Consider the following 20,484-nt stretch of genomic DNA (forward strand, 5'->3'; position numbering starts at 1 on the left):
TTACTCCTAGTCCTGGTCGTACAGCGAAGAGCGCGCGCGAGCGCCCTTCTCGCGTTCGTACTTGGCCATCTCGGCCGCAACAGCGCGAGCGATGGCGTTGGCGTCCTGCCCAGGGGCGGCATGTACGTGGATGGTGATATTGGCGGGCGCAGCCTGCACCACGGGCGCCGATACACGGGCCGCCAGCGGTGGGCGACTGTCGATCGGCGGCATATCGGCAAAGGCAGGCGTTCCACCGGCCAGGCCAAGGCCTACGGCGCCAGCGGCGGTCAGGCGCTTGGCAGTACCGGCCAATTGCTTGAGCGCCCCGCTCTCGCCGCCCGCCAGCCCCTGCTCCAGGCCAGCCATGGTGTCGCCACCGAGGCCGGCGAATACGCGCGAGGGCGAGTGAATGCCGAGTGTTTCCTTGAACCAGCCGATGGCTTTTGCACCGGCACCGGTGATCGCGCTTTTAACCGCGCCCAGGCCACCGGTAATGCCGTTCACCAGTCCGCTGATCATGTCGCTGCCCAGCTGCTTGAAGTTCTCCGGCAGCTCAGCGAGCCAGCCGACCACAGCGCCGAGCAGCGCCTTGAATTTCGGCCCGAGGGTTTCCCAGTTGGACCAGATGTAATAGGCGCCGGCGGCAATGGCCGTCAGCGCCAGCCCGATGGGGTTGGCCATCAGCGCGCGGCCGATAAACAGGATGCCCTTGCCCACCAGTGGCAGCGCGGTTTTGCCCAGGTTGAACAGCGTGCTGGCCAGCCCTGCGCCGCGAATGCCGAACAGCATCATGCCGTAGCGCACCATCGCAAACGGGCCGAGAATGCTGGCGATAGCGAGGGTCAGCCCGCCCATGCCGGCCATCAGCACGCCCACGCCGGCGGCGGTTTTGACGATGTTGGCGGCGAGCTTGGGGTTCTCGACTATCCAGCTCTTTACGCCGCCTACCACGCTGGCGAGCGATTGGGTTACTTCGCGCAGTGGGCCGTTCTGTTGCTCCTGGAGCTGGATGCCGAGGTCTTCCCAGGCTGAGGAGAGTTCGTCCAGGTCGCCGACCAGGTTGTCGCCCATCACCTTGGCGGTGCGCTGCGCCTCGCCCTGGGTCTGGCGCAGCGTGCCAATGAATTCCTGCAGGGCGCCGCTGCCGGCCTGGGCTACGAGCACCTGCATGCCGGCGACCGCTTCCTCGCCGGCGATGCCCTTGAGCAGCCCGGCTCGCTCGGCGTCGCCCAGGTTCTTGGTTTTCTCGTAGATTTCCTGCAGCACGGTGGGCATGTCGCGCAGGTTGCCCTGGGCGTCCACCGCGCTGATGCCGAGCTTGTCCAGCGCCTTGGCTGCTGCAGCAGGTGGTGCGGACAGGCGGTTGAGGATCGCCCGCAGCGCGGTACCGCCCATGCTGCCCTGGATGCCGGCGTCACCCAGCTTGCCGGCCATGGCGGCGACGGTTTCGATGTCCTGCCCGACGCTGGCCGCCACCGGCGCGGCGTACTTCATCGTCTCGCCGAGCATCTGCAGGCTGGTGTTGGAGCGAGTGAACGCGCCCACCAGCACATCACCCAGGCGCCCGGTTTCGCTGGCCTTGAGGTTGAAGCCGGTGAGGATGTTGGAGGCGATATCTGCCGTTTCCGCCAGGCCGCTGTCACCGGCCTTGGCCAAATCCAGCATGCCCGGCATAGCGTCGAGGATCGACTGCGGGTCGAAGCCTGCCATGGCCAGAAAGCCCTGCCCCTGCGCAGCCTCGGTGGCGTTGAACATGGTGTCCGCACCCAGCTGCCGCGCCTGGGCACGCATGGCGGCCAGGTGCTCGGAGTTTCTGTCCAGGCGAGTCAGCGCCTGCACCTTGGCCATGTCGGCGTCGAACTGCACGCCTGGCGCCATCATGCGCGCGCCGGCATAGAGAATGCCGCTACCGGTGGCCAGCCCGCCGGCGCCGGTGGCGGCCATGCTGCCGGCCAGGGCCGAGGTGCGTTCGTACTGCTCCTTGGCCTGGCCGAGGCGCTTCTGCTGGGCGGTGACCTGCTTGAGACGGTTTTCCTGCTGGGTCAGCGCCTGGTTGGTCTGGGTGATCTTGCTGCGCAGGTCGCGCTCATGCTGGCCGAGGTTGCGGGTGCTGATGCCCGCCTCGCCCAGCTTGCTGCGCAGGCCCTGGAGCTCGCGCTGCTGCTGCGCGTGCGTTTGCTTGAGGTTGTGCCCCTGACGGACTGCACCCTGGAACTCGCGGGTGAGCGCCTTTGTGGGCGTGGTGGTGTTGGCCATTTCGCGGGACAGCGCTTTGACGCGCTCGCGGTTGGCCTGCAGGGCGGCGCCGGTTTTCTCGGTGGCGCCCTTGAGGTTGCGGAATGAGCTGACGTCCTTCTGCAGGGCTTGCAGGCCCTTGAGTTCGCCACGGGTTTCCTTGAGGGCGCGGCCCAGGCCAACCGCACCGCCGGCAATGGTGCGCAGCGGGCGGGTGGCGTTGTCCAGGGCTTTGAGGTTAACGCGTAGGCTTAGATCGCGCGCCATGCGTGCGCTCCCATCGTTCGATGGCGCGCTCGCGCCAGTCCATCAGTTCATCCAATCCCATGACGTTCATCTGCTCCGGCCCCCAGTGGAACACCAGAGCGATGTCCGCCATGACGTCATCTACGCCGCGGGGGATTCCGGCGTGCTGCCCGTCTTCTGCAAAAAACCGGCAATGGCATCCGCGCAGCCGAGCAGGTCGGCCACGTCCAGGGCGGCGACTTCCTGTTCGGTGAGGGTCGGCTGGCTGATGCGCGGCACCAGGCGGATGGTGGCGTTGACGTCGCCATTGATCAGGTCCGCCAGCTTGAGGCCGCGCAGCTCGCCGGCGGCGGGTTTGCGCAGGGTGATTTCGGTGATGGTGTTCTTCTCGCCGCGCGGGATGGGTTGTTCCAGGACGAGGGGGTCGCTGTAGGTGGGTTTGGTCATGATGCTTCTCCTTGGATTGCGAAAGAAGGAGCGCCGGCGCGCTGGCCGGCGCCGGGATTACAGGCCGATGGCCGCGCGGTGCTCGGCGAGGCGGTCTTCGCCGTTGACGACGAATACGAAGTTGAGCAGGTCGATTTCGATCTCGACGTTGCCGTCCACGCTGAGCTTGTAGTAGCTGCAGGTGGTGGTGAACGAATGCTCGGTGTCTTCGCCGGACTCGGCGTCGCCGAAGTCGATTTCTTCGTGCCGACCACCACCTCAACGGCGGAGACTTCGCCGGTGTCGTCGCGCTGGACGGCGCCGTCCCAGCGCAGCATCACGCCATCGGCCTGTACGGCGCCGAACTGGCGCAAGGCGGTCAGGTCCCAGCCGCCGAGGGTCCATTCGAGCTGGATGCCGTCATCGGAATGGCCGAGGTCGACCTTGACGGGGCCGTCCATGCCGCCGCCGCGCCAGGCTTCCAGCTTGCGACCGAGGGTGGGCAGGGTGACGGATTTGCACTGGCCAACGTAGCTTTCGCCATCGTTGAACAGGTTCATGTTCTTGAGCTTTTTGGGCAGGGCCATGGCGGCGCTCTCCTACGGCGCGGCGGGGCCGCGCGGGTTGTGTGGGGTCAGGCTTTGATGCCGGCGGCGAAGGTGATCAGGTGGCGGTCGGTGATGCGCTGGCGCAGGCCCAGGTCTTCCAGCGGCGGCACGGCCGTGTAGTCGTAGTCGATGAACGCCTTGCCGGCCTTGAGGGTGTCTTTGTCGTTGGCCGCAGGGTCGAACCAGCATTCGCCGCCGAGCAGGTAGCCGCCGCGAATCAGCTCGCGGAACTTGGCGTTGATGCCCTCGACGATGTCGCGGATCAGGCTGGCGTGCATGGGTTTGTCCACGGCCCAGAAGTGGGCGTCGGCCATGGTGTCGGCAAGTACGTGAGCGGTGCGGGTATAGTTCTCGAAGGCAAACAGCGGGTCGGCCGAGCAGGTGCGCGAGCCCCAGAAGCGGAAGCCCTCGCGGCGAATCAGCGTGGTGACGTCCGCGGCGTTGAGCAGGCCAGCGTCGGTGGCGGGGTTCTGCAGGTCCCAGTAGATGTCTTTGCTCAGGCCCGACACGCCGTTGACCGGCACGTTGGACAGGGTCTTGTGCCAGCCCACTTGCTGGTCCAGCTTGGCGCGCAGGCCCAGGGCACGGGCGACGGCGCTGGCTGGTGCGTTGGCATTGGTGGTGGTGTCCCAGTTGACGAAGTCCGGCCAGATGAGCATCAGCTCACGGGCGCCGAAGCCGTCGCGGTAGGCAATGGCCTCGCTCACCGTCTCGCAGCCGTAGGCGTTCGCATAGGCGAAGGCGCGCAGCTTTTCGGCCATGGCGACCAGTTCGGTGGTGACTGGCAGCGAATCGAGCCCCGGCACACCGAGGATGCGCGGCTTGACGCCCAGCTGCGCCTCGGCAGCGAGCAGGGCCTTCATGCCGGTGTACTGCCCGCCAGCGGTGACGCCGCCGATGATGTTGGAGGTGGTTTCGGCCTCGTCTTCGCCCTCCTCGACCCGCACCACGACGGTGACGGGGCTGGCCTGGTCGGCGATGGCATCCAGGCTGCGCGCCAGGGTGCCTTGCTCGCCGGCGGACCCGGAAGCGGTGAGCACGTCGGTGAGCAGGACGGGCTTGTTTAGCGGGAATTTGACCGCATCAGCATCGCTGCTGGTGCAGACCATGCCCACCACGGCGGTGGAAACAGTACGGATTGGGCGCGTGCCCTCGTTGATTTCGAGGACGCGGACGCCGTGATGGTATTCGGTCGACATGCGGGAGGCTCCTGCGGGCGTGTGCCGGATCAGTGAGCCTTGATGGTGGCTCGCGCGCGCAAGGGCGGCGAGCGGTGGAGCGTGTAGCAGTCAGCGCTACACGGGCAAACCTTCGTGCAAGCATGTGGCGATTCCCCCGCTGCTCATGTAAAACGCTCACCAGCATATGATTGGTTCGAGCCGCTATCGAACGGCTACGTAGAGGGGGGGACGATGATCGCAGTAAACCAACACAGGGATGACATTCAAGGACTCAGAGCCTTGGCTGTTTTGGCTGTCATCATTTTTCATGTTAACCATGAATGGCTGCCAGGCGGCTTTATCGGCGTCGATATATTTTTTGTTATCTCTGGCTATCTCATCACTAGCATCATTTTCCAGCAAAAGGAGCAAGGACGCTTTAGCTTCGTTTCGTTTTATGCATCACGCTTGCGGCGCATTGTTCCGGCGTATCTTTTCCTGCTAGCCACTGTGGCGGCAATCATGGCCATCTTACTTATTCCAAGGGATTTCAACTCCTTCTATGATTCGCTAAAATCCGCAGCTTTCTTCAACAGCAATAATTATTTCAAAACGCAAAATGATTACTTTGCACCGGCCTCGCATGAACTCCCGCTTCTACACACTTGGTCTCTAGCTGTAGAGATGCAGTTTTACCTATTGCTTCCTGCACTACTTGTATTAATACCTACCCGCCTCATCAAGCCAACAATCGGCGCAATCGCGGCCACCCTATTACTTTACTCGTCACTCCTTTTGGCGGACGGGGGGCGGCAAGATGTATATTTCTCATTAGCTGCGCGCATACCCGAATTCCTGATAGGAAGCCTCCTAGCATTAAAAAACAACCACACTCTAAAAAAACCTAACACCAACGCATGGGTAGGACTAGCACTTATCGCGCTGAGCTTCATTTTCACAACCGAAGAAAGTGCATTTCCTGGCTTACTAGCTTTGCCACCTTGTATCGGTACGGCCCTGCTAATCAGTGCACAGGGAAGCAAAGTCAACCAATGGCTTTCAGGGAAAGTATTTGTATTTACCGGGGCGCTATCCTACTCGTTATATTTGTGGCACTGGCCGATCTTGGCAGGCCTGCGCTATTACTTCGAGGTTTATGAGTTACCCGGAGAAGCCTTAGTTATTTTTTTTACCCTCACATTAACCGCATCATTGATTTCGTATTATCTCATCGAGAACACACTACGTCGCGCCAACGGACGCAGCGGGATTTATAAGTTCGCAGCTTTTTCAGGGGTCACTTTACTTGCAGTGCTTATGGCCAGAGCCGCCAACCCGATGGTTAGCTACTCTTTACCAATTGAACTTACACGCTACGCCGCCCCTGAAGACATCTGCCACGGGCAAATAGTTGGCGAATGCCTTCGAGGTGATCGGCAGTCATCGACAGAAATTCTTTTACTTGGAGATAGCCATGCAGCACAACTTAACTATTTCGCCGACGTTTTCGGACAAACACAACGATTACGCATAAGAGTAATCACCGCTAGCAGCTGCGTTCCAATTGAGGGCTTCGATGTCGTGCGAGTTAGAGAGCAAGCAAGGGAGTCTTGTAGTAATCAGATAGAAACAGTGAAAGCTCACTATGAATCTTCGCAGGCGCTTTTAGTAGCTGGGAAGTGGCAAAGACACGCAACTAGCGATCCCTTTATGTTAGCCCTAGACAGATTTCTTAGTGAAGCCAACAACAGGAATCAGCCAGTCATCTTGCTTGCGCAGGTACCCATGCTCGAAACGAACGTGCAACGAATGAACAGGCACAATGCGCTTGGAAGCAAACGAGTTGCAAAACTTGAAGCAACCTGGGGCGAGGCCAATAGAAAAATAGAGAAGCTTGCTTCTCGATATCCCAACGTAAGATTCGTGGACTTCTCAAACATACCGCTTTTTTCCACACCGCCATTTTCTAATGGCCGCCAAATTTACCAAGACGAACACCATCTTAATGAAGAAGGGTCAAAAGCCTACGGCCAAGCTGTTTCAAGCCGCCTCGGGGTGATTCTTCGAGGACTTACGCTTAAATTATCCAGCACAACTCCGCACTATAATCCGGTGATAAGCTCGCGGCCCTTACTGCGTTGACTTACTTCATTATAAATCAATTTATTTTTGTTTAGTATTTCCCACCCCATACACTGCTAACTGTATGGTGGAGACCGCCTCCGACGTGATGTCTTTCGCCTTCATCGTGTCGTTCCCCGCCAAGGCTTGGCGTACCCCCTCCTTGGCTCCTAGGCGGATTTCGCGAATTTTGTAGAGCGCTTCAGTAAAGGCTGCAGCCTCGGCAAGAATGCTATCAGCCGCTTCCTTAGCAGTGCGACCGCTTATGGCCCAGGCAGCAACGCAGCGCGGAACATTCTCGATCGGGTATCCGTTGCCCTTGAATTCAGCGGCTTCGGCTGCAGCGCGGGCGTATTCGACGGCGCGCAGCGGTTCGCCAACTACACGTACGCGTGCGGTGTCCGCAGCGGCGTCGATTATGATGCAGAGTCCGTCGGCCGTGGGCGCGTAGGATGCGGGGGCAATCAGGGTCGGAAATCCCCTCTCGTTTGAAGATATTTCAAATCCTTGCGCCTGACCTTCAAGCAACCTGACGTAATCTTCCGATGATATTGGTACGGCGTCGGAAGGGGTGCTCTGAGCGCTTGAGCCATAAAACCCACGAGTTGACGCAGAAAATATCATGTACACACTCCTCAGTGGCCAATAGCGATATAAAAAGCATTTAGGCTTGGGCTATTGGAAATAGCCCTCGCTTTGAATCCAGTTTGGGTAATGTTGTATGCGCACCACCCGTCAAAGGCACCCCCCATATCGCCAATTACGCCCTGCGTCATGCCATAACACTCACTAGGCCACGCAGTTGGGAATATCAGAGTGATCTCACTGTTGTCATCTCGTGGAATGGGAAACCTTCCCCATTGAATGCCAAACTCCACAAACCAGCTTGGAAGGAAGATATATCCGGTGGGTCCCAAGGAAAATGACAGGCCATGACGCAGCTTTTTCGGCGTGACTGCCACATCATCACGTGCTCCCTCATCCACCTCATCCTGAGTTCCCACTCTTAGCACGCCGCGCAGCAACTCGGTGGCATTAGCTGCAGCCGCTCTCAGCGCCTGGAACACCCGCAGAGCTGGCATCAGCTTCTTATCGTCCTCACCGAGCAGAGCATCCTCTTCGGTTGCGACGGGGATCTTGTACTGCGGATGCGGATCGGCCGCAGCGCTGTGCGCCGCAATCAGCCCATCGCAATAAGCCCGTGTCGCCAGCACTACACTGGGGTCGATCTTCAGCTGGATGTTGGCCGTGCCGCTGGTGATGACGTGCATGCGCACCACCTGGTTGCGGCCGCTGCCCTGGGCCAGCAGGGGTTTGTAGCTGGGCGGGCACTTGGCTACTGCGGAGAACACGCCGTCTTCATCCTCCAGGGCCAGCTCGCGGATCCACCAGCCGCCTACGTTCGGCGGCAGCACCAGCTCGGCGATCAGCACGTTTTCATCGACTGGCGAGGGATACAGCTGGTTGAGCTGGGCGCGGTAGACCTGATTCACCAGCGCGGTTTGCCCTGGGCTGGGAGCCGGGTCGGTGCCGTTGGCATCGCCGAGCAGCATGTGGGTCAGCTTCCACTTCTCGCCGAGGGCGTTCGCGTTGGTGTTCTTGGCGGCGCCGAGGTTGGTCAGGAAGCCGCCGAACTGGGTGTTTACGTCAACCATGTGGGTACACGTCCATTTCGTCGAGGGTGTAGTCGCTCACGCCGATGTATCGCTGCACCAGGACATCGATGTCGGCGTTTTCCCAGGGATACACGTCGAGCTCGTCGCCATCGGTGACGGCAACGCCGACGTAGCGTGTGAGGTGGGTTTCAAGGCTGATGTCCAGCCCAATCAGGTGCCGGCTGACAGGCTTGGCGTCGTCGATCAGCAGGCTGAGGGATTCATAGGTCTCTTCGCTGATGCCGGTTTGCAGCACGCCGATTTCCAGCGAGAAGGTGCCGGGCACGCCTTCGGGCACTTGCTGCCACCATTCGGTCACGCGGAGCAGATAGCCCAGCGGCTCGACCACGCGGCGCAGCGCGCCGATGGTGCCTTTGCGCGAGTGCACGAAGTACGAAGCCTTGATCACTTCGCGCTTGATGGCCTCGGACCAGGTGGCATCCCAACGGTCCACCGAGAACGCCCAGGCCAGGTACGGCAGCAGGTGCACCGGGCAGCGGTCGGGGTTGATCAGATCCCGAATCGGTACCGGTACCCGCTCGATCTGCGCGAGTGCTTCAGCGGCCAGCTGTTCGAGCTGACTGGCGTTGGGCGGCAACAGATGCCGGGCCGTCATGCCTGGGCTCCGAGGGTGACGCTGTAGCCGGTGCAGTACGGCGCCTGGGCTGCGGTGGCGATGATGTCGACCCAGCCGGGCAGCTCGACGCGGCGCACGCCCTCGATGTGCAAGGCGGCGTCCAGGGCGGAGCGGTTGACCTCAAGCCCTAGCCGCCGGCGCTGGCTGACCAGGGCGGCGAGGCGCTGCTCGGCGGTGGCGCGGATTGGCTCCGCCTCGGGGCCAACGGTGTTGAGGTAGAGCACGGCGTCGACGCGGTATTCCAGCACCTCGGCGGACTGCACGGTAAGGCGGTCGCCCACCGGGCGGCGGTCCTCGTCGCTGAGGTAGGCGGCGACTATATCGAGCAGCGCCTGATCGGCTGCGCCGTTGCCCAGCAGGGACTGGACGGTGACGACTACCACGGCGGGCGATGGGCTTTCGGCGGTGGCGTCGGCCACGCGGCCATCGGCGCTGCGGGCGTGGAGGATATAGCTGTTGCGCGGGCCGGCGGTGCTGAGCCCTTCCCAGGCCATCTGGGCGCGCTCTCGCAGGCTCTCGTCTGATTCCCACACCGCAGGGGTCGGCGGCACGGTGATGTTGTCTGCCGGGGTGACCACTAGGCGGCTGACATTGACGTTGGCCGCGAGCTGCTCTAGGTCGGCGCCCTTGGCCTTGGCCAGCATAGTGCCGAGCGCGGCCTCGTTAACGCGCTGGCGCAGCAGGGTTTCGCGGTAGGCGTTTTCTTGCAGCAGCTTGGTCAGCGGCTCGGATTCGAGCGCCAGGGTGGCGGCGACCTCGGCCTGCTGCTCGGCGGGCCAAAGGCTGATGGCGTAGGCCTTGCGCTCGGCGAGGATCTGTTCGTAGTCGATCTGCTCGACCACATCGGGATCAGGCAGCTGGGCCAGGTCGATGGGCGTGAAGGTATTCATGCGCTGGCCCCCAGGCGCAGGGGCACGCTGAGCGAGAGCGCTTCGTTGGTATCCACGCGGGTGCCTTCAAGCTCGAGCACCACCTGCCCGGGGCGCTCGCCCAGAAACAGTTGCACACGGCTCAGGCGGATGCGGGTTTCCCAGCGCATCAGGGCCATGGCGGTGGCTGCATAGGCCTGCAGGCGAGTGGTGTCGTTGGTGGGTGCGTCGATCAGATCCGGCAGCTGGCTGCCGTAATCGCGGCGCATCACGCGCGAGCCGATGGGCGTGGTGAGAATGTCGGCGATGGACTGGGCCAGGTGCGCCGAGTCGCTGAGCGTGCGGCCGGTATGTGCGGACATGCCGATCATGGCGTCGGCTCCAGGGAAACGCCGTTGCCGGGCGTAACGCCCTTGGTGCGGTGGTTGACCAGGCTGATGTCGCCGGCGATGACGTCTTCGCTGGCTCTTAGGAGACCTTCGATATCCACGTTGCCGATGATGCTCACCCCGTCCGGCGCGATGAGCTTCACCTTTCCGCCTTCTGGCAGCGTAGCGGTGAGCATGTGGATGGCGTGGTCGTAATCGATCACAGCCCCGTCCGGGTAAGTCCGTCGGCGCAGGTTTGCGCTGTTCGACGGCGCCGGACGTTGCTGTGAGTAGAGTCCGACCAGGACGATGCCCTGAGCCGGTTCGCCGCTTGGGCTAAATAAGATGCACTGTTCGCCGACCGTGGGCGGGTCCCAGTCGCTGCTGCTGCCGGCGCGCTGGGCGAGCCATGGCAGATTGGGGATGCTGAGCCCGCCACTTTTGACCGTGCAGCGCGCAGCCTGATGGTCCACTGCGGCGATGGTGCCGAGGCGGATCAGGTTTTCGAGGCGGCGCATAAGGTCGGTGATGTTCATGCCGCCATGCTGGCGGTCGCGTGCGCGTGGCGCATTGGTTGGGCTGTGTAGCGGTGGCCGTTACAGGGTCAGGGCACCAGGTGCGCGACGAGCTGGTCGCGGATCATCTCCAGTTCAGCATCACTGAAGCCGAGCAGCTGCCGGCGTTGGTACTGAATGTCGGGCGAGTTGCGGCCGGGTTTGTCGCGCAGGCCGTACTGGTGGATGCGGGCCAGACGCGAGACGCGGCCGGCGAAACCGAGAGCGATTGAGCTGGCATCGCTTTGCAGGCGTAGGTAACGGGCGGTGCGCAGCTTGGCGAACATCTTGCGCTGTTTGATGCGGCCGGCTTTGGCCCGCAGTTGCTGGCGGGGCTTGCGTGGGGCGTAGGGGGTGCCGTCCGGGTTGCGCTGCGCGCCGATGCGCTGTTGCTGGCTACGGCGCAGTTCACGGGCGATGGTTTGAGTGACCTTGCGCCGCTCGGCGGGCTGCACCTGGTTGAGCAGTGCGCCGGCCCAATTTTCCAGGGCGCGCAGGTCGTCAGCCATTGCCGCCCCACTCCGCAATCAGTTCGCCATCGCTGGTTTCTACGCGCATGGCGGGTACCAGGAAGGCTTCGTCATCGACCACCGGCTCTGCCGGGTGGCTGACCTGCAGCGTGCCATTGTCCAGGCGTTTGACGATGACGCGCTCGGTGAGCGGCAGGGTGATGGACAGGTCCACTTTGCTGTTGTCGAGGATGTCGGCCTCGAACTTGATGGCGTCCTTCCCCTTCTCCAGGTTTTCCATCAGTTCGCGCTGGTTGACCAGCACCCAAGCGAACAACGGGACGGCAACGGCATCCGGACTGCCGGAAAAGTCGGTGAGGATCAGGTTGAGCGTGTAGCTGTATTCGAACGAAAGCCCCGGCGCGGCGGTGCTGCGCATGCTGCCGGAGTCGACGAATACCAGCAGGCGGTCGGGGTTGCGCTTGAGTTCGGGGATGGCGGCCAGCAGGTGGGCGCGCAGGGATTCGGGCTTTTTCATGGTTGGACGCCCCGCTGGTTGTGCTCGAACACCACGTCCACCTGGGCGGCGCATTCGGCCCAGGCGCTGAGCAGGTAGTCGCTGTCGTCGCTGAGCTCGCCGTTATCGATCGGCGCCGCTGGGTTGAGTGTGCAGCGCGTGACGACTGGACAGCCACTGACGGTAACCGTCTGCTCCGGTGATGGCCGGGCGTTGGTGCAGGCGGCGAGCAGCAGCAGGCAGAGGCTGATCAGCCCAGCTTTGATGGGGCAGGTCTTCACGGCGTTGCTCCTTTTTCTGTACCTGGTCGGTGGCGTGCTCCTGGCGCACGCTGGCGGTGGTTTGTTGCAGGCTGAGCTGGGCCAGCCTCTGGGTGGCCACCTCGCCCGTGAGCCGGGTGATGGTCTGCGCCTGGCGGGCGTTGCGCTCGTTGGCGGTTTGGAGGCGTTCGGTGGCGATATCCGCGCGGGCCTCGGCGGTGGTGATGCGCTGTTGCTGCATCCAGACCAGCAGGCAGAGCGCGGCGACCAGGGCGAGGCCGTAGGCGAGTTGGCGGGTGATGGTCATTTGCGGTACCAGCCTGCTGCGTTCATGGCTGTTTCATCCAGCAGACACAAGTCGCCGACGACTACTAAGCAGCGCGCGCTGGATTTCACCTGGCGCAACGTCTCGACGAATTGCTTGACCTGCTCATCCGGCGTTCCGGCTGGCAGCGCGAGCACGTCGCCATCCTGCAGGCTGTACTTGCGGATCTGCTCGAAGTCGGTCATGCGGCTTTCTCCTGCTCGCCGGCGAACTGGGCATAGGCCCTGGCCAGTTTCACGTCGTAGAGGTTTTTGGCGTAGTTCGGGCCGTTGTAAATGCGGGCGAACTGTTTCCAGTTGCGGGCCTTGAGCGCCTTGTGAAGCGCCGGGTCGGCTTCGATAAAGCTGACAAAGGCGTCGAGCTGGGCGGCTTCGCTGAGGGCCATGGTGTCGGCGAAGTGCTGAACGTCCTGGTAGCCGAGACGCTGCCAGTGGTAGCCCATGATCTGGAACAGGCCCCAACTGGCGGATTCCAGGGCGGATTCCTCATGCACCATTCGGGCTGCGGCCAGGCGCTGATTTTCGGCAGTACCACCCAGGTAGCCGCCTGGGGTGCGGTTGACAACGGCTGGGACGGCGACTGCCAGCGCATCGGCCTCCGCCTCGCTGAAGCCGTTGGCTTGCAGGCGCTCATGCATCACATGTCGCTCGAACAGGATCACCGGGCGGCCATTGGCGGCGAAGCCCTCCCCTTTGCTTTCCACCTGGTTGACGGCCATGACGCTGGCCAGCGGCACGCCGAGGCGGTTGGCGGCCTGCTGCAGGTCTTTGCGCTTGAGGTAGCGCGAGGTGTCGAAGCCCTTGAGCGCGGCCTGGGTTTTCGGGCCGGCGACGCCATCGTCCACCAGGCCGACCTTGCGCTGGTAGGCGCGCAAGACGGCCTCTGTTTCGTCGCCGAAGTCGCCGTCGACCGCGATGGCGTAGCCGTCCAGCCTAAGCGCAGCCTGCAGGTTGCGAACGGCGAGGCCGCGCGAGCCGTTGCTGAGAAGTTGCGTCATAGCTGGTCCACCTTGCGATTGAAGTGGCGTTTGGCGACGGCCCGCGTGAACTCGATGCCGAGCAGGCCGATAACGCCGCCGAAAAATGGCGCGGTGCTGAGCGGGATGCCGAACAGGGCCAGGCCGTGGCTAGCCGACAGCGTGGCGAGGCCGCACATCAGCGATTCGAGGATGACCCGGCGCCATGTGCCGCCGCCGTAGATGATCCGCAGGCCGCCCATGACGGCGGCGAGCAGGCCGGCGTAGATGGCGGGCCAGTTCTGTTCGAGCCAGGCGCTGAGCCAGGCCCACGTTTCCGGTCGGTCAGGCATGCGCTTCATTCCACTGTCCGTTGGCTGTGAGGGTGTTGATGTGCTGGACCACTTCACCCAGCTGGGCCGGGCTGTAGCGTTGCGGCATGGGAAAGCCGAGCGCGGCGGCGCAGAACTCGCTGCAGAACCAGCGGCGCCGGCTGTGCAAGCCAACCGGCAGAAATTGGCTGCCGAACAGGCCGAAGTAGTCGTAGCCCTGCCCGACGTTGGCGCGGAAAACGCGGGCTATCTGGCGGTAGTCCGCCCAGGGCAGCGGGATCAGGTCCCAGTGTTCGTGGTTGAGCTCGATGCGCTTGGCGCGCACGCCGCCGTCCATGGCCGAGGCGGATAGCCAGCGGCCATCGGGCATGACGATTTCGCAGTGGCTGTAGATCGAGCGCGTCCAGAGACGGATCAGGCGGTTGAACAGCGTGCCGCGGCCCTTGTAGAGCGCGAGGTAAATCAGTCCCATAGGTTCACCGTTTGGCGTTGCTCGGCGCGCACGGGCTGTTCGGGCAGCTGCACCAGCGTGCCGTGCGGGATGATGGGGCCGAGATCGGCCAGGCCGGGGTTGGCGTCGAGCACCTGCTCGACCACGCCTGCGGTGCGGCCGTAGTGCCGCCAGCAGAGGGCGTCGAGGGTGTCGCCCTGCTGGGCGCGCACGGCGGCCATCAGATCAGCTCCACGGTGGTATGCACGCGGCCGAGGATGCTGCGGATCGCCCAGCGGACATCGCGGCGGTATTCGTCGGCAGTGGGCAACTGGGCATCGGCGCGCTCGGCTCCGTCGCCGGTGGCGCTGTAGTCGCGGTAACGCTCGGCGATCTCGGCGCCCACGGCGCAGCCGATGGCCCGGTGGTAGAGATGGACGAGGTAGCTCTTGCCGGCGACCTCGGAGGCCGGCACGTCCTGCAGGGTTTCACGCCCTGCGGCGCGCTGCTCGCCCTGCCAGCTGGCCAGCTCGCGGTTGACTTCGATGATGGCGTTGACGGCGGCGGCTTCGAGGCGGGCGTCGGTGACGCTGCCGTCCAGGCGGAGCGAGGCGCGCAGTTCGCGGCCATCCACATCCGGGAACCAGCCGTCATTGGTGATGGGGTACGGCTCAGCCGTGCCGCCGGATGCGATAAATGCGCTCATGAATTCCTACCCTGGTTCGGCGGTGGTCGGGGCTTCACGACAAGGCCAAGGAGAAAGCCTGTCGATCCGCCCCGAGCCGCCGAGTGCGTGGGGAACGCTCAGTTAGCGGGTGGCTCGCCGGTACCGGGTTCGGCTGGCTTGCTATCCGCGTGTCTCTTCAAGAGCCGGTCAACGCGCTCCAGGTCTTTCTTGCCGCCGCAGTTGCTGTGCAGGTCGATGGCGCGGGAGAGGTGGGCGCGTGCCTCTTCCAGCCCCTCAGCGTTCGGCGCGGCTTCGTCCAGTTCGGCCAGGTAGGCCTTGCCCAGGGCAAGGTGCAACTTGGCGCGGGCCTGGTCGGGCATGTCGTGCTCGGCAGTGATGTCCGCTGCCAGCGTCAAAACGAAGCGGTCGAACGGTTCGCCAGCCTTCTGCTGCTTGAGTGCAGCGTTGGCCACTTCCTCAGCCAGCAGGCAGCCGGTGGTGCGGGCGAAACGGTCGGGCATTTTCAGGTTGTGTTTGAGCACGTAGCGGCCAATGTTCAGCGCGCTGACGAAATCGCCGGCGTCGATGCTCCACACCATCAGGGTGGTGAGCACGTCGTCCTGGGCGCCGTTGCCGGCGGACAGCACGCCTTCGATATAGGGCGCGTAGGCCGGGATCAGCAGGCGCTTGAGCTCGGCCTTGCCCTGCTCCGACTGCACCTGCTTGAGGCGCAGCCGGTCCTGGTTGAGTTGCATCAGCTGCTGTTCGTAGGCGGTGGCGCCGGCCATGGACCGCTCCGGCGCTGCCTCAGCGGCCTGCAGGGCTGCGCGTTTGCGCAGCTGGTTGCGTTGGGCTGGGCTGAGCATGGTTATGCGGCCTCGATGTTTTCGACCAGGGCGACCAGACCGAAGTCCTCGATCACGTAGGCGTCATTGCTCGACTGGTAGTCGGCGACGCGGTCGTACTCCGGCTCGTCCTTCACATGACGGCGGCGCGCGCCTTCCTGGAAGTAGATGGAGAGGTTGCTGAGGGTGGTAACCAGCACGGTACCAGCCGGGAAGAACGGTGCGTCGACGATTGGCAAGCCACCCAGGCGGGCCTTGGTGACGATCTGGTCGGCGGCGTTTTCTTCCTGGTTGGAAGCGGCGCCCTTCTCGACCGCTGCCAGCAGCTTGTCGTGCAGCAGGTCACGGGAAACCATGACCACCAGATTCGGGTGGTTGCGGTGCCACGGTTCGAGCATCTGCACGGCGTCGAACACCACGCCATCCAGGGTTTTGTAGTCGCCAGCGGCGCCGATGGTGACCTTGCCGGAATCCTCGACGACTTCGTCCAGAACACGATCAGGCGCGCCGATGCGGATCTTCTCCAACCAGCCGACGTTGACGTCCTGCAGCAGCGGGTTGGCGGCGATATCGGAGGTCGCTGCGGCACTGGTGCCGTTGAAGCCGATCATGATGCGGTCCAGCGCTTGGCGCTCGGTAATGGCTGCGGACAGCCGCGCCTGGAAATCCTTGAACTTGGCCCAGGCATCGATCAACGCGTAAGGGAACGAGCTGTCGAAGTTGGTCTGCTTGCAGGCGTAGGTGTCTTTGCTCAGCGCGCTGCGCTCAACCGGATTGCGACGCCCGCCGCTCTTGGTGTTGGTGCGGCTTGCAATCGGGCCGTTGACGCCCAGCAGCAGCGCTTCACCTTCCTGCTGCTCGACGCCAATGATGTTGATGCGCTTGAGCAGGCTGCTGGCTTCCTGGATGGCCGATTCCAGCTTCTGCTGCACGGTGGGGGCGACGTTGAATTTCTTAGTGGCGTTGTCCACGCCATTGAGCTTGGCCACCTGCTGCAGGTAGCCGTTGAACAGTTTGCGGGTTTCGTTACGCATGGGTTACTCCGATGATGGGCGGCTGCTGGCAGGTGCCTGGGGTTAAAACTCGGCGAGGACGATGCCGTCGCCGCCGGATACTGGCGGGCGTTTTTGTTGGCTGTGGTCTTCGGAATTGCCGAGCTTTTCGGTCAGCTCGGTGACAGTCGTTTCGAGCTGAGTGGCCTTGTCGCTCAGTGCGGTGAGCTCGGCGCTGTACTTCTCCAGGCCCGCCTGCTGCTTTTCAGCGAACTCCACCAGGGCGGTGACGGCATCGCCGATCTCGGCGAACTGGCTGTCGGTTTCCTTGCCCTTGGTGAAGAGGGCCTTGACGCGGTTGGCCAGATCGCCGAAAGCGCCGGGTTTTTCGGTAACTTCCTCGAACTCGAGCTCCGCCTCTTCGGCGGCAGTGAACAGGTTGTCCGGGTGCTGTTTGCGGTTGGCCAGGGTGCCGTGCTTGGCGCTGAATTCGAGTGCTTCGGTACCCAGGCTGGCGGGGCTGTCGGTGATGGCCAGGCCGATCAGGTAGGCCTTGCCGGTGTCGGCGAACTTGGGCTGGACCTCGATCGAGGTGTAGACCTTCTGGCCCTTCTTGTTCAGGGCCAGCAGGGCGTCGTTGGGCTGGAGTTGGGCATAGAGGGCCAGCTTCTGCTTGCCATCGATTTCCACTTCTTCGGCCTTGACGGCCAGCACGTCGCCGTAGGCGCCGAATGGGCTCTCCGGGGCGATGCCCTTGATGTGTTCGCAGTTGATGCGGGCGCCGTAGGTGGCCGGGTTGTATTGGGCTGCGATGTCTTCGAGCCAGCTGCGTTCGATGGTGCGGCCATCGGTAGTGGCGCCTTCTACGGCGATGCGAGTCCACTTCGAGCGGAATTTCTTGGCGGGGGTGCTGTTGCCGGCCATGCGGTTTGTCCTCGTAGCTGCTGGGTGCAGTTGCTGTGAGGGCATGGTCGGCACGCTAGGCAGTACGGGCAATCGGCCAGCTGTGTATGCGAGCCAGGTACAGGACGCCGCGCTAACAGGCTACGCGCGCGGGCGACACCATCTGCGCCATGAACGCAGCCACCGAACTCACCGCCCAACGTGATAACCGCCGCCAGGCCAAGTTTTTGTACTGGACGGGCTGGCGTATCACGGACATCGCCGACTACCTGGGCGAGAAGGAAAAGACCGTCCACAGCTGGAAAACCCGCGACGAGTGGGACCGGGCCGACAACGTCGAACGCATCGGTGGTGCCCTGGAGGCGCGGTTGGTGCAGCTGATCCTGAAGGACGGCAAGACCGGCGGCGACTTCAAGGAAATCGACCTGCTGCACCGGCAGCTGGAGCGGCAGGCGCGGATTCAGCGCTTCCAGGGCGGCGGTACCGAGGCTGAGCTGAACCCGAACCTGGACAAACGAAACGCCGGGCCGAAGAAGGCGCCGAAGCGAAACGAGTTCGCCGAGGAGCACATCGAGCAGCTCGAGGAGGCCTTCCGTGATGGGTGCTTCGGCTATCAGCTGCACTGGTACCGGGCGGGCAATCAGCGGACGCGGGCGATTCTGAAGTCACGCCAGATCGGTGCAACCTACTACTTCGCACGCGAGGCGTTGCTCGATGCGCTGATCACCGGACGCAATCAGATCTTCCTGTCCGCTTCGAAGAACCAGGCGCACATTTTCAAGGCGTATATCCAGGCGTTCGCGCGCGAGGTGTGCCAGGTCGAGCTGACCGGGGACCCGATCATCCTCGCCAACGGCGCCGAGCTGCATTTCCTCGGTACCAATGCGCGGACGGCCCAGGGTTACCACGGAAATTTCTATTTCGACGAATTCTTCTGGACGTTCAAGTTCAACGAGCTGAACAAGGTCGCCAGCGGCATGGCGATGCAGAAGCAATACCGCCGCACCTATTTCTCGACGCCCTCTTCCATGGCCCATGAGGCCTATTCGTTCTGGACGGGTGAGCGGTTCAACAAGGGCAAGCCGGCGGCGCAGCGAATCAGCATCGACGTGTCGCATGACGCGCTGCAGCAGGGGCGCCTGTGCGAGGACCGGATCTGGCGGCAGATCGTCACCATCCTGGATGCCGAGGCGCGCGGCTGCGACCTGTTCGATATCGAGGAACTGCGCCAGGAGTACAGCGCGGACGCCTACGCGAACCTGCTGATGTGCCAGTTTGTCGATGACGGCGCTTCGATCTTCCCGCTGACGGTGCTGCAGCCGTGCATGGTGGACAGCTGGATCGAGTGGGATGAGGACTACAAACCCTTCGCCGATCGGCCCTTTGGCGATCGCCAAGTGTGGGTGGGCTATGACCCTGCCGAAACCGGCGATAGCGCCGGGCTGGTGGTGGTAGCGCCGCCGCTGGTACCGGGCGGCAAGTTCCGGGTGCTGGAGCGGCATCAGTTCCGCGGGATGGACTTCGCCGCCCAGGCCGAGGCGATCCGCCGGGTGACGCTGCGCTATTGGGTGACCTACATCGGCATCGATATGACGGGCATGGGCTCGGGCGTGGCGCAGCTGGTGAAACAGTTCTTTCCGAACCTGACCACCTTCAGCTACTCGCCAGAGGTGAAAACACGCCTGGTGCTCAAGGCCTACGACGTGATCCACAAGGGCCGGCTGGAATTCGACGCCGGCTGGACCGACCTCGCCAGCTCGCTGATGGCGATCCGCAAGACCACCACGGCCAGCGGCCGGCAGATGACCTACACCGCCGGGCGCACCGACGAAACCGGCCACGCCGATCTGGCCTGGGCGCTGTTCCATGCCCTGCACAACGAACCGCTTGAGGGCATGGCCGCCCAGAACACCAGCTCTGATGAGCACCGAAATTGCTGCCGCGCCTGCCCAGGGCATTGAGGCCTTCACCTTTGGCGATCCGACGCCGGTGCTCGATGGCCGCGAGATCCTGGACTACCTCGAATGCTGGCTGAACGGCCGCTGGTACGAGCCGCCGCTCTCGCTGGTGGGGCTAGCGAAGTCGACCCGGGCGAGCGTGTTTCTGCAGTCGGGCCTCAACTTCAAACGCAACATGCTCGAGCGCACCTTTATCCCGCACAAGCTGCTGAGCCGGCAGGCGTTCGGTCAGTTCGCCCTGGACTGGCTCTGGTGCGGCAATGCCTACCTGGAGCGGCGCCGGAATATGCTCGGCCAGCCGCTGAGCCTGCAGCCGACGTTGGCCAAATACATGCGGCGCGGGGCGGATCTGGAAACCTACTTCCAGGTGCGCGGCTGGAAGGATGAACACGAATTCGCGCCCGGCACCATCTGCCATCTGCGCGAGGCGGATATCAACCAGGAGGTGTACGGGCTGCCTGAGTGGCTGTCGGCCCTGCAGTCGGCGCTGCTCAACGAGTCGGCCACCCTCTTCCGCCGGCGCTACTACCAGAACGGGTCGCACGCTGGATTCATCATGTACATGACGGATGCGGCGCAGAAGGAAACCGACGTTGACGATCTACGTACAGCACTGAAGTCCGCCAAGGGACCTGGAAACTTCCGCAACCTGTTCGTTTACGCCCCGAACGGCAAGAAAGACGGCATTCAGGTGATACCGGTGAGCGAGGTGGCGGCCAAGGATGAGTTCGGCTCGATCAAGAACATCAGCCGCGACGACCTGCTGGCCGCCCTGCGCATCCCGCCCCAGCTGATGGGCATCGTCCCGCAGAACGCCGGCGGCTTCGGCTCACTGCGCGAGGCCGCCGAGGTATGGGCCGTCAACGAGCTGGAGCCGATTCAGGCGCGGCTCCAGCAGGTGAACGAGTGGCTGGGGGATGAGGTAGTGCGGTTTCGGGAGTTTGAGCTGCACCCGGTCCGTTAGATCATATAATCGGCGGATATCTTGAA

The 20,484-nt window shown here is 63.2% G+C and carries 25 protein-coding genes and 2 pseudogenes; 3 read left to right on the top strand and 24 right to left on the bottom strand.

Going from position 1 to position 20,484, the window contains the following annotated elements:
* Positions 1 to 6: 6 nt before the first annotated feature.
* The 5 genes and pseudogenes from BN1079_RS04215 to BN1079_RS04230 all read right to left on the bottom strand — a co-directional run bounded on the left by BN1079_RS04215 (position 7) and on the right by BN1079_RS04230 (position 4,696).
* Entirely contained in the window at positions 7 to 2,484 is a 2,478-nt protein-coding gene (locus BN1079_RS04215; protein ID WP_037022540.1) for a phage tail tape measure protein, read from the bottom strand.
* Positions 2,456 to 2,596 carry a GpE family phage tail protein gene (locus BN1079_RS17240; RefSeq protein ID WP_074436822.1) on the bottom strand — a complete coding sequence of 47 codons (141 nt, stop codon included), beginning with the start codon at positions 2,594 to 2,596 and terminating at the stop codon, positions 2,456 to 2,458. Before BN1079_RS17240 ends, BN1079_RS04215 begins: the two co-directional genes overlap by 29 nt.
* Positions 2,597 to 2,604: 8 nt before the next feature.
* Entirely contained in the window at positions 2,605 to 2,910 is a 306-nt protein-coding gene (locus tag BN1079_RS04220) for a phage tail assembly protein (protein WP_037022541.1), read from the bottom strand.
* A gap of 57 nt (positions 2,911 to 2,967) precedes the next feature.
* Positions 2,968 to 3,476, bottom strand: a pseudogene (locus tag BN1079_RS04225) (phage major tail tube protein).
* 47 nt (positions 3,477 to 3,523) lie between these two features.
* Positions 3,524 to 4,696 carry a phage tail sheath protein gene (locus BN1079_RS04230; RefSeq protein ID WP_037022543.1) on the bottom strand — a complete coding sequence of 391 codons (1,173 nt, stop codon included), beginning with the start codon at positions 4,694 to 4,696 and terminating at the stop codon, positions 3,524 to 3,526.
* Positions 4,697 to 4,909: 213 nt separating this feature from the next.
* Between BN1079_RS04230 and BN1079_RS04235 the strand changes: the two genes are divergently transcribed.
* Complete coding sequence (locus tag BN1079_RS04235) at positions 4,910 to 6,799, top strand: acyltransferase family protein (RefSeq protein ID WP_052114426.1); 1,890 nt, start codon at positions 4,910 to 4,912, stop codon at positions 6,797 to 6,799.
* Between the two features lie 21 nt (positions 6,800 to 6,820).
* On the opposite strand, the gene BN1079_RS04240 is transcribed toward BN1079_RS04235, so the two are convergent.
* From BN1079_RS04240 to BN1079_RS04325, 19 genes and pseudogenes are all read right to left on the bottom strand, one after another.
* Complete coding sequence (locus tag BN1079_RS04240; protein ID WP_052114427.1) at positions 6,821 to 7,402, bottom strand: hypothetical protein; 582 nt, start codon at positions 7,400 to 7,402, stop codon at positions 6,821 to 6,823.
* Between the two features lie 11 nt (positions 7,403 to 7,413).
* Positions 7,414 to 8,433 (bottom strand): phage tail protein, encoded by a 1,020-nt coding sequence (locus BN1079_RS17495; protein WP_081950807.1) that lies wholly within the window; start codon positions 8,431 to 8,433, stop codon positions 7,414 to 7,416.
* Positions 8,426 to 9,049 (bottom strand): phage tail protein I, encoded by a 624-nt coding sequence (locus tag BN1079_RS04250; RefSeq protein ID WP_037022544.1) that lies wholly within the window; start codon positions 9,047 to 9,049, stop codon positions 8,426 to 8,428. The genes BN1079_RS17495 and BN1079_RS04250 overlap by 8 nt, the downstream gene beginning before the upstream one ends.
* Positions 9,046 to 9,960 (bottom strand): baseplate J/gp47 family protein, encoded by a 915-nt coding sequence (locus BN1079_RS04255; RefSeq protein WP_037022553.1) that lies wholly within the window; start codon positions 9,958 to 9,960, stop codon positions 9,046 to 9,048. Before BN1079_RS04255 ends, BN1079_RS04250 begins: the two co-directional genes overlap by 4 nt.
* On the bottom strand, positions 9,957 to 10,310 hold the full coding sequence (locus BN1079_RS04260) for a GPW/gp25 family protein (RefSeq protein ID WP_037022555.1): 354 nt from the start codon (positions 10,308 to 10,310) through the stop codon (positions 9,957 to 9,959). Before BN1079_RS04260 ends, BN1079_RS04255 begins: the two co-directional genes overlap by 4 nt.
* Positions 10,307 to 10,843 (bottom strand): phage baseplate assembly protein V, encoded by a 537-nt coding sequence (locus tag BN1079_RS04265; protein WP_037022561.1) that lies wholly within the window; start codon positions 10,841 to 10,843, stop codon positions 10,307 to 10,309. The genes BN1079_RS04260 and BN1079_RS04265 overlap by 4 nt, the downstream gene beginning before the upstream one ends.
* A 68-nt stretch (positions 10,844 to 10,911) precedes the next feature.
* Positions 10,912 to 11,370, bottom strand: coding sequence for a phage virion morphogenesis protein (locus tag BN1079_RS04270; protein WP_037022563.1), 459 nt, complete (start codon positions 11,368 to 11,370; stop codon positions 10,912 to 10,914).
* Positions 11,363 to 11,848: a phage tail protein gene (locus tag BN1079_RS04275; protein WP_037022565.1), complete on the bottom strand. Its 486-nt coding sequence runs from the start codon at positions 11,846 to 11,848 to the stop codon at positions 11,363 to 11,365. The genes BN1079_RS04270 and BN1079_RS04275 overlap by 8 nt, the downstream gene beginning before the upstream one ends.
* Positions 11,845 to 12,033, bottom strand: a pseudogene (gene lysC / locus BN1079_RS17795) (Rz1-like lysis system protein LysC); the annotation flags it as partial. The pseudogene lysC and the gene BN1079_RS04275, both read right to left, overlap by 4 nt.
* Positions 11,951 to 12,394, bottom strand: a complete 444-nt coding sequence (gene lysB, locus BN1079_RS04280) for an Rz-like lysis system protein LysB (RefSeq protein ID WP_037022567.1) — start codon at positions 12,392 to 12,394, stop codon at positions 11,951 to 11,953. The pseudogene lysC and the gene lysB, both read right to left, overlap by 83 nt.
* Positions 12,391 to 12,597: a hypothetical protein gene (locus BN1079_RS04285; RefSeq protein ID WP_037022568.1), complete on the bottom strand. Its 207-nt coding sequence runs from the start codon at positions 12,595 to 12,597 to the stop codon at positions 12,391 to 12,393. Before BN1079_RS04285 ends, lysB begins: the two co-directional genes overlap by 4 nt.
* Positions 12,594 to 13,409: an N-acetylmuramidase domain-containing protein gene (locus tag BN1079_RS04290; protein WP_037022569.1), complete on the bottom strand. Its 816-nt coding sequence runs from the start codon at positions 13,407 to 13,409 to the stop codon at positions 12,594 to 12,596. The genes BN1079_RS04285 and BN1079_RS04290 overlap by 4 nt, the downstream gene beginning before the upstream one ends.
* The gene (locus BN1079_RS04295; RefSeq protein WP_171819282.1) at positions 13,406 to 13,729 is read right to left on the bottom strand and encodes a phage holin, lambda family; all 324 of its coding nucleotides are present in this window, start codon (positions 13,727 to 13,729) and stop codon (positions 13,406 to 13,408) included. The genes BN1079_RS04290 and BN1079_RS04295 overlap by 4 nt, the downstream gene beginning before the upstream one ends.
* Positions 13,713 to 14,171 (bottom strand): hypothetical protein, encoded by a 459-nt coding sequence (locus tag BN1079_RS04300; RefSeq protein WP_037022573.1) that lies wholly within the window; start codon positions 14,169 to 14,171, stop codon positions 13,713 to 13,715. The genes BN1079_RS04295 and BN1079_RS04300 overlap by 17 nt, the downstream gene beginning before the upstream one ends.
* Positions 14,162 to 14,371, bottom strand: a complete 210-nt coding sequence (locus BN1079_RS04305; RefSeq protein ID WP_037022575.1) for a tail protein X — start codon at positions 14,369 to 14,371, stop codon at positions 14,162 to 14,164. Before BN1079_RS04305 ends, BN1079_RS04300 begins: the two co-directional genes overlap by 10 nt.
* Positions 14,371 to 14,835, bottom strand: coding sequence for a head completion/stabilization protein (locus tag BN1079_RS04310; RefSeq protein ID WP_037022577.1), 465 nt, complete (start codon positions 14,833 to 14,835; stop codon positions 14,371 to 14,373). The genes BN1079_RS04305 and BN1079_RS04310 overlap by 1 nt, the downstream gene beginning before the upstream one ends.
* A 98-nt stretch (positions 14,836 to 14,933) precedes the next feature.
* Positions 14,934 to 15,662, bottom strand: a complete 729-nt coding sequence (gene gpM, locus BN1079_RS04315) for a phage terminase small subunit (protein WP_037022579.1) — start codon at positions 15,660 to 15,662, stop codon at positions 14,934 to 14,936.
* Between the two features lie 2 nt (positions 15,663 to 15,664).
* A complete protein-coding gene (locus BN1079_RS04320; protein ID WP_037022581.1) occupies positions 15,665 to 16,675 on the bottom strand; it encodes a phage major capsid protein, P2 family in 1,011 nt (336 codons plus the stop codon).
* A 42-nt stretch (positions 16,676 to 16,717) separates the two neighbouring features.
* Positions 16,718 to 17,557, bottom strand: coding sequence for a GPO family capsid scaffolding protein (locus tag BN1079_RS04325; protein WP_037022582.1), 840 nt, complete (start codon positions 17,555 to 17,557; stop codon positions 16,718 to 16,720).
* Positions 17,558 to 17,706: 149 nt separating this feature from the next.
* On the opposite strand from BN1079_RS04325, the gene BN1079_RS04330 reads away from it, so the two are divergent.
* The gene (locus BN1079_RS04330) at positions 17,707 to 19,497 is read left to right on the top strand and encodes a terminase ATPase subunit family protein (RefSeq protein ID WP_052114428.1); all 1,791 of its coding nucleotides are present in this window, start codon (positions 17,707 to 17,709) and stop codon (positions 19,495 to 19,497) included.
* Positions 19,457 to 20,458, top strand: coding sequence for a phage portal protein (locus BN1079_RS04335; protein WP_037022583.1), 1,002 nt, complete (start codon positions 19,457 to 19,459; stop codon positions 20,456 to 20,458). Before BN1079_RS04330 ends, BN1079_RS04335 begins: the two co-directional genes overlap by 41 nt.
* Positions 20,459 to 20,484 lie beyond the last annotated feature (26 nt).

The organism is Pseudomonas saudiphocaensis, from assembly GCF_000756775.1.
Taxonomy (GTDB): Bacteria; Pseudomonadota; Gammaproteobacteria; order Pseudomonadales; family Pseudomonadaceae; genus Stutzerimonas; species Stutzerimonas saudiphocaensis.